7 protein-coding genes are annotated in these 7,998 nt (G+C 68.3%); all 7 read left to right on the forward strand.

What is annotated here, in order from left to right; genetic code table 11:
- The first annotated feature begins 74 nt into the window (after nt 1-74).
- The 7 genes from bchI (at nt 75) to QX073_RS14920 (ending at nt 7,815) form a co-directional block, all read left to right on the forward strand.
- Nucleotides 75-1,121, forward strand: a complete 1,047-nt coding sequence (gene bchI / locus QX073_RS14890) for a magnesium chelatase ATPase subunit I (RefSeq protein WP_316169231.1) — start codon at nt 75-77, stop codon at nt 1,119-1,121.
- Nucleotides 1,118-2,857: a magnesium chelatase subunit D gene (locus tag QX073_RS14895; protein WP_316169230.1), complete on the forward strand. Its 1,740-nt coding sequence runs from the start codon at nt 1,118-1,120 to the stop codon at nt 2,855-2,857. Before bchI ends, QX073_RS14895 begins: the two co-directional genes overlap by 4 nt.
- Nucleotides 2,858-2,990: 133 nt before the next feature.
- Entirely contained in the window at nt 2,991-3,959 is a 969-nt protein-coding gene (locus QX073_RS14900; protein WP_316225950.1) for an alpha/beta hydrolase, read from the forward strand.
- A 33-nt stretch (nt 3,960-3,992) separates the two neighbouring features.
- The gene (gene bchO / locus QX073_RS14905; RefSeq protein ID WP_316225951.1) at nt 3,993-4,898 is read left to right on the forward strand and encodes an alpha/beta fold hydrolase BchO; all 906 of its coding nucleotides are present in this window, start codon (nt 3,993-3,995) and stop codon (nt 4,896-4,898) included.
- A 51-nt stretch (nt 4,899-4,949) separates the two neighbouring features.
- Complete coding sequence (locus QX073_RS14910; protein WP_316225952.1) at nt 4,950-6,488, forward strand: phytoene desaturase; 1,539 nt, start codon at nt 4,950-4,952, stop codon at nt 6,486-6,488.
- On the forward strand, nt 6,485-7,525 hold the full coding sequence (locus QX073_RS14915; RefSeq protein ID WP_316225953.1) for a phytoene/squalene synthase family protein: 1,041 nt from the start codon (nt 6,485-6,487) through the stop codon (nt 7,523-7,525). Before QX073_RS14910 ends, QX073_RS14915 begins: the two co-directional genes overlap by 4 nt.
- Nucleotides 7,526-7,671: 146 nt before the next feature.
- Complete coding sequence (locus tag QX073_RS14920; RefSeq protein ID WP_315714295.1) at nt 7,672-7,815, forward strand: hypothetical protein; 144 nt, start codon at nt 7,672-7,674, stop codon at nt 7,813-7,815.
- Nucleotides 7,816-7,998 lie beyond the last annotated feature (183 nt).

A 7,998-nucleotide genomic window follows, 5' to 3' on the forward strand; every position in this document is an offset into this window, starting at 1 on the left:
GTTGAAGAGCGGCCCCTGATTGTGGTCTCATGCTGGCAACGCGGCGGGAACGCGTCGCGGCGCAGGGGACGCTCATGGGAATCGCCTTTCCGTTCTCGGCCATCGTCGGCCAGGACGAGATGAAGCTGGCGCTGATGATCGCTGCTGTCGATCCCAAGGTCGGTGGCGTGCTGGCCTTTGGCGATCGCGGCGCCGGAAAATCCACCGCGGTGCGGGCGCTCGCCGCGCTCTTGCCGCCGATGAGCGCCGTGATCGGCTGTCCCTATCAATGCGATCCGGCCGACGTCGCTGCGCAATGTGCCGCGTGTCGCGCGCGCTCCAAGCCGAGCGGCAAGACAAAGAAGCCGGCGGCGTTGAAGGCGCACCAGGTGCCGGTTCCGGTCATCGACCTGCCGCTCGGCGCCACCGAGGACCGCGTCGTCGGCGCGCTCGATCTCGAGCGTGCGCTGGCTCATGGCGAGAAATCGTTCGAGCCGGGGCTGCTCGCGCGCGCCAATCGCGGCTTTCTCTATATAGACGAGGTCAATCTGCTGGAGGATCATCTCGTCGATCTCCTGCTCGACGTCGCCGCGTCAGGCGAGAACGTGGTCGAGCGCGACGGTCTCAGCATCCGCCATCCCGCCCGCATCGTGCTGGTCGGCACCGGCAATCCGGAGGAGGGCGAGTTGCGGCCGCAATTGCTCGATCGCTTTGGCCTCTCGGTCGAGGTCAAGACGCCCAATGATCTGCCGACGCGCATCGAGGTGGTCAAGCGGCGCGATGCCTTCGAGACCGATCCCAGCGCCTTCGTTGCGCATTGGGAGAAGGAGGAGGCGAAGCAGCGCAAGCGTATCCTCGCGGGCCGTGAGCACATCGGAGCGGTCAAGGTCGCCGATCGTGAGCTCGAGCAGGCCGCACGCCTCTGCATGGCGCTCGGCACCGATGGCCTGCGTGGCGAACTCACCTTGATGCGGGCGGCGCGCGCGGTAGCGGCGCTGGAGGGCGCAAAGGCGGTCGATGACCGCCATCTGAAGACGGTCGCGCCGATGGCGTTGCGACACCGTCTCAGGCGCAATCCGCTCGACGATTCCGGCTCGTCGGTGCGGGTCGAGCGCGCGCTCGACGAGCTGTTCGCGCCGTGAGCGATGGCGCCGCGATCTGGGCCGATGCGATGATCGCGGCCGCTCTTGCCGCGATCGACCCGTCCGCGTCGGTGCTGCTGCGTGCGGGCGCAGGTCCGGTGCGCGAGCAGTGGCTGGAGCTGTTGCACGAGCTGATGCCGCCGTCGACACCCTTGCGCAAGCTGCCGCCGTCGATCTCGGACGATCGCCTGCTTGGCGGCCTCGATCTCGCCGCGACGTTGCAGGCGGGGCGGCCGGTGCTGCAACGTGGGCTGCTCGCCGATGCCGATGGCGGCGGGCTGATCGCCGTGATGGCCGAGCGCATGTCGCGGTCGACGGTCGCACATCTCTGTGTTGCCGTCGACACCGGGGCTATCAGCATCGAGCGCGATGGCATGTCGCTGCGCGCACCGGCTCGGCTCGGACTGATTGCGCTCGACGAGGGCATCGGTGATGAGCGCGTGTCGCCTGCCTTGGCCGACCGCCTGGCCTGCCATCTCGATCTCAGCAAAGTTGCGCGCGTCGATCTCGGCGAGAGCCTGTTCAAATCGTCGGACATCGCAGCAGCGCGTGCGCGGCTGCCGCAGGTCCGTTCGTCGGACGACGCGATCGCGGCGCTGACGATGACGGCCTGCGCGCTCGGCATCGACTCGCTGCGCGCGCCGCTGCTCGCCTGTCGCGTCGCGCGCATCGCAGCGGCCCTTGATGGTGAGGTCGAAGTCGCCGAAGCGCACATCGCCTGCGCCGCGCGGCTGGTGCTGGCGCCGCGCGCCACCCGGCTGCCCGCAGCGGATGACGAGACTGAGAACAGCGAGGCGCCGGAGCCCGAGAATGAGTGGGCCGAGAGTGAGGACGACGACCGCAGCGAGGACGGTTCGCTCGAGGATCGCGTGGTCGAAGCGGCGCAGGCGGCCATTCCAGTCGACCTGCTGAAGCGGCTGCAAGAGGAACGCGCGACCCGCGTCCGCAGCAGCAGCGTCAGCAAGCAGGGCACCGCTCAGAAGGTGCCGAAGCGCGGCCGTCCGATTGGCGCGCGTCGCGGCGAATGGCGCGCCGGCGCGCGGCTCAACGTGCTCGAGACCTTGCGCGCGGCAGCGCCGTGGCAGCCGCTGCGGCGGCGGACGCAACATTCCGGCAAGAGTGGCCGGCTGATCGTGCACAAGGACGACATTCGGATCACCCGCTTCAAGCAGCGCTCGGGCACCACGACCATCTTCGTCGTCGATGCTTCCGGCTCCTCGGCCTTGCAGCGGCTTGCGGAAGTGAAGGGCGCCGTCGAGCTGCTGCTGGCCGAATGCTACATTCGCCGCGACGAGGTCGCGCTGATCGCGTTCCGCGGCAGGGGCGCCGAGCTGCTGCTGCCGCCGACGCGCTCGCTGACGCGCGCCAAGCGCAGCCTCGCGGCGCTGCCCGGCGGCGGCGGCACACCGCTGTCGGCGGCGATCTGGGGCGCAACCGAGCTCGCGCTCGCCGTGAAGGCCAAGGGCCAGACGCCGACGATCGTTTTGATGACCGACGGCCGGGCGAATGTCGCGCGCGATGGCGGCGGCCGCAGCGAGGCCGAGGCGGAGGCGCTGGTGGCCGCACGGCAGCTCGCGTTGACCGGCATTCCGGTCGTGCTGGTCGATTCCTCGCCGCGCCCGCAGGACAAGGCCGCGCAGCTCGCCGGTGCGATGCAGGCGCGTTACGTCGCGCTGCCTCATGCGGATGCCGTACGGTTGTCGCAGGCCGTCATGGCGCAAGCCGGCCGCGGCTGATGGCGGTGGAACCCCCGGCGTCAAGCTGCGTTCCCAACGGCGACTGACAAGAGGATCGGTCATCGCTATGCTCACCCACTCGTATGGCAGCGCTTGCCTGCCGTCGCCCGATATCGTCACACAGGAGCACGCCATGCAGGTCGCCTCGACCACACAGAGTGATCATGCGGCTGACACGCGCGCTGTGACGATGCCGCCGCCGCTTGCAGCGCCAAGCTTCGAACTCGCCGATCTGCGTACGGGCCGCATCACCTGCTATGGCGACGGCCCCGCCGCCCCGGCGGAGCAGCGGCCGCTGCTCTTGATTCACAGCGTCAACGCCGCGGCGACGGCCTACGAGATGAAGCCGCTGTTCGAGCACTACCGCCAGACGCGTCCGGTCTATGCGCTCGACCTGCCGGGCTTCGGCCTGTCGGACCGCGCCGACCGCATCTATACGCCGCGCATCATGACCGATGCGATTCTGCTCGCCACGAACGAAATTCGCCGCCGTCATGGCGACGTCGCGATCGACGCGATCGCGTTGTCGCTCGGCTGCGAGTTCGCCGCGCGCGCCGGCACCGAGGCGCCGAACCTGTTTCGCACTTTGGCGCTGCTCAGCCCGACCGGCTTCGATCGCCGCGCCGAGGCCGCGGCCGAGTCGGCGGGCACCAAGGACACGACCCGCGCCATGCCGTGGGTCCGCAACATCCTCAACGTCCCGCTGTGGAAGCACGGCTTCTTCACCCTGCTGACCTCGCGCGCCAGCATTCGTTTCTTCCTGCAGAAGACCTTCGGCCGCAAGGACATCGACGAGGGGCTGCTGGAGTATGACTACATCACGACCCATCAGCCCGGCGCCGAGAACGCGCCGTATTCGTTCGTCTCCGGCTATCTGTTCAGCACCAATGCCCTGAAGCTCTACCAGGCACTGGCGATGCCGGTCTGGACGGTGCATGGCGTGCGCGGCGATTTCGTCGACTATCACGGCAAGCACGCCGTCGCGGCTCTGCCCAACTGGCAGATCGAGGTGATGCAGACCGGCGCGATGCCGCATTTCGAACAGCTTGATAAAGTCGTCGCCAGCTACGATGATTTCCTGACGCGCGCGGCCGATCGTTGACGATGCCGGCGGCGTCCAACCGCGTGGGCCGGCATGAGCGACAAGCCGAACTGGAGCGTCGACGGCAGCGACTGGCCCAACCGCGCAGCCAGCCGCTTCGTCGAGGCCGCGGGCCTGCGCTGGCATGTTCAGATCATGGGCGAGGGGCCCGTTGCGCTGCTCGCCCATGGCACGGGAGCCGCGACCCATTCCTGGCGCGATCTCGCGCCGCTGCTCGCCAGGCACTTCACCGTCGTCGCGCCGGATCTCTCCGGCCACGGCTTCACCTCCACGCCGCATGGGCGGCGGCTGTCGCTCGACGGCATGTCGCGCGATCTCGCTGGCCTCTGCGAGAAGCTTGCGATCGCGCCTGAAATCGCGATCGGCCATTCCGCGGGCGCGGCGATCCTGACGCGCATGACGCTCGACAATCTCATCAGGCCGAAGCTGATCGTCAGCCTCAATGGCGCCTATCTGCCGTTCGGCGGCGCGGCCGCGCAGTTCCTGTCGCCGCTCGCCAAGATGATGGCGCTCAATCCGCTGGTGCCGCGGCTGTTCGCCTGGCGGGGCCGCGAGCCGGCGGCGGTGCATCGGCTGCTGAAGGGCACCGGCTCGACGATCGACGCGACAGGCGAGCGGCTGTATCGGCGGCTGGTCGGCAGCCCCGGCCATGTCGGCGCCGCGCTCGAGATGATGGCGAACTGGGACCTGCATCCGCTTGGCCGCGAGCTGCCGCGGTTGAAGACCGCGCTGCTTCTGGTCGCGGCCGCGAATGACCGCGCCATCCCGCCAGACGTCGCGCGTCGCGTCCAGCGATTGGTGCCCCAGGCGCAGCTCGAACTCATTGATGGCCTTGGTCATTTGGCCCATGAGGAGCAGCCGGCCAGGATCGCGGGCCTGATCGTCAACGCCGCCGAGCGCGCGGGCGTCTTTGCAGCGCAGCAGGAAACGTCCAGTTAAATTGACATTTTTGGCTGGCGAAAGCGTCAATTTCAATTTACGCTTTCGTCCATGCTCGACGTCTCCACCATCAAGGCCGCTGTCCCGGCTGTGCTCGGAGACCGGCCGCATGCGGTCGTGATCGGCTCCGGCTTCGGCGGCCTCGCCGCAGCGGTCCGGCTCGGTGCGCGCGGTTATCGCGTCACGGTCTACGAGCAACTCGATGCGCCCGGCGGCCGCGCCTATGTGCATCGCCAGGATGGCTTCACCTTCGATGCCGGCCCGACCATCGTCACCGCGCCGTTCCTGTTCGAGGAGCTGTGGCAGCTGTGCGGTCGGAAGATGTCCGACGACGTCACGCTCAAGCCGATCTCCCCATTCTATCGCATCCGCTTCGACGACGGCACCATGTTCGACTGCTCGGGCGACCCGGCCGAGATGCGCGCCGAGGTGGCGCGGCTGGCACCCGGCGACGTCGATGGCTATGAGCGCTTCATGAAGGCGAGCGAGGCGATCTTCAAGGTCGGCTTCGAGGAGCTCGGCGACGTGCCGTTCTCGTCGCTGCTCGACATGGCCAAGATCGCGCCGGCGATGATCAAGCTGCAGAGCTTTCGCTCGGTCTACGGCCTCGTCTCACACTACGTCCGCGACGAGCGGCTGCGCGTCATCCTCAGCTTCCATCCGCTGCTGATCGGCGGCAACCCGTTTACGACCACGTCGATCTACTGCCTGATCGCCTATCTCGAGCGGCGCTGGGGCGTGCACTTTGCGATGGGCGGCACCGGCGCGCTGGTCAACGGCCTCGTCAGCCTGATCGAGGGGCAGGGCGGCAAGGTGCGTTGTTCGACACCGGTCACCGAGATCACGACCAGGAATGGCGTGGCCACCGGCGTGCGGCTCGCATCCGGCGAGACGATCGCCGCCGACGTCGTCGTCTCCAACGGCTGCGCCGCCTGGACCTACAAGCATCTGCTGCCGAGCGTGCCGCGCCGGCGCTGGACCGATGCGCGCATCGACCGTGCGCGCTATTCGATGAGCCTGTTCGTCTGGTATTTCGGCACGAAGCGCCGCTACGACGATGTCGAGCATCACACCATCCTGCTCGGCCCGCGCTACCGCGAGCTGCTTGACGACATCTTTCGCCGCAAGGTGCTGGCGGATGATTTCAGCCTCTATCTGCACCGTCCGACCGCGACCGATCCGTCGCTGGCGCCCGCTGGCTGCGATGCTTTCTACGTGCTGTCGCCGGTGCCGCATCAGGAGAGCGGCATCGACTGGTCGGCGACGGCCGAGCCGTTCCGCAAGCGGATCGAGACCGCGCTGAGCGACACGCTGCTGCCGGACCTTGCCGGCCAGCTCGTTACGTCGCGGCTGCTGACGCCGGATGATTTCGAGCATCGCCTGTCGTCCTATCGCGGCGCGGCGTTCGGGCTCGAGCCGGTGCTGATGCAGAGCGCCTGGTTCCGGCCGCACAACAAGAGCGAAGAGGTCGAGCGGCTCTATCTGGTCGGCGCGGGCACCCATCCCGGCGCCGGCCTGCCGGGCGTGCTGTCCTCGGCGCGTGTGCTCGATGATCTCGTGCCCGCGCCGCATGAGCTGGAGCGGCGATGAGCTGGCAAACGGACATTGCGATCTGTCGGCGGATGTTGCGGGGCGGATCGAAGACGTTCTTTGCCGCCTCGAAAGTGCTGCCTCGCGCGGTCGGCGATCCCGCCGTCGCGCTCTACGCGTTCTGCCGCGAGGCCGATGATGCGATCGACGGGCCCCGCCGCCGCGTCGACGCCGTCGAGCTGCTGCACGAACGGCTCGACCGGATCTATCATGGCACGCCGGACGACAGTCCCGTCGATCGTGCGCTGGCCGGCGTCGTGGCGCAGTTCACGATTCCGCGCACGCTGCCGGAGGCGCTGCTCGAAGGTCTCGCCTGGGATGCGCAGGGGCGCCGCTATGAGACCCTGAGCGACGTGCTCGCCTATGCCGTGCGCGTCGCCGGCACGGTCGGTGTGATGATGTCGCTGCTGATGAACCGGCGTGAGGCCGAGACGATCGGACGCGCCTGCGACCTCGGCATCGCCATGCAGCTCACCAACATTGCCCGCGACGTCGGCGAGGACGCGCGCGCCGGCCGGCTCTATCTGCCGCGGCAATGGCTGCGCGAGGCGGGTCTCGATATCGAGACCTGGCGTGCCGCGCCGTTCTTCGACGACCGCATCGGGCGGGTCACGGCGCGACTGCTCGCGGTCGCCGACGTGTTCTATGCGCGCGCTTCTGCGGGCATCGCCGATCTGCCGTGGACCTGCCGGCCCGGCATCCATGCGGCGCGGCTGATCTATGCCGAGATCGGCCGCGAGGTCGCACGTGCCGAATTCGATTCGCTGTCGCGGCGCGCATTCGTCTCGATGCCGCGCAAGCTGCAGCTTCTCGGCAAGGCGGCGGTGATGTCGCTGCTGCAGGAGCAGCCGTCGCTGGCGCCGCCGCGGCCGGAGGCGCGCATTTTGATCGAGGCGGTCGTCGCGGCGGATGCGCAGCGCCCGCACGCGATCGCGCCGCCGCGCCGGACTGTTCACGATCGCGCGCTGTGGGTGCTCGATCTGTTCGAGCGCCTGGAGCGACGCGATCAGTTGCTTCGCTCGGGGCGGATGTCGTAGCGAGGCGAGGTCGTCGCCATCACGTATGAGACGACTCGCGTACGACGGTACGACCGCGTTGGCGCGACCAGTGTGGCTCGGCTGCGATGTCATGACACGTGAAGTCATGAGCTGGACACCAGGTGAGACGCGATGAGTGACGCGCCATGAGCGAGATGGGCGGCCTGCTCGAATTCGTCGTAGTCACCATGTGTGTGCTCGGCTGGCTCGTGCTCGAATGGCAAGGCCGCCGCCTCGACCGCCAGCGCGCCGAGCGCGAGGCCAGGGAGCGCGAGGCGGAGAAGCGGTAGGGTGGGGGAGGCGGATTCACGTCTCAAACAGCGATCGACATGGCTTCGCGTTCTCGCGGCAGAGGTTGCCCGAGTCTGCGATGATCTTGTCCCTCGCAAACAGTGCAGAGGGCGCAGGGAATGCCGGGTGAAGGCCTCACCCATGGCCCGCCTGCAGAAAAAATGCAGGCGGCAGGTACCACA

This window comes from Bradyrhizobium sp. SZCCHNS3052 (genome assembly GCF_032484495.1).
Classification (GTDB): Bacteria; Pseudomonadota; Alphaproteobacteria; order Rhizobiales; family Xanthobacteraceae; genus Bradyrhizobium.

Coding starts and splice junctions, on each gene's coding strand:
- QX073_RS14920 (WP_315714295.1), top strand. CDS start 7,672: ATGAGCGAGATGGGCGGCCTGCTCGAATTCGTCGTAGTCACCATGTGT.
- QX073_RS14915 (WP_316225953.1), top strand. CDS start 6,485: ATGAGCTGGCAAACGGACATTGCGATCTGTCGGCGGATGTTGCGGGGC.
- bchI (WP_316169231.1), top strand. CDS start 75: ATGGGAATCGCCTTTCCGTTCTCGGCCATCGTCGGCCAGGACGAGATG.
- bchO (WP_316225951.1), top strand. CDS start 3,993: ATGAGCGACAAGCCGAACTGGAGCGTCGACGGCAGCGACTGGCCCAAC.
- QX073_RS14910 (WP_316225952.1), top strand. CDS start 4,950: ATGCTCGACGTCTCCACCATCAAGGCCGCTGTCCCGGCTGTGCTCGGA.
- QX073_RS14900 (WP_316225950.1), top strand. CDS start 2,991: ATGCAGGTCGCCTCGACCACACAGAGTGATCATGCGGCTGACACGCGC.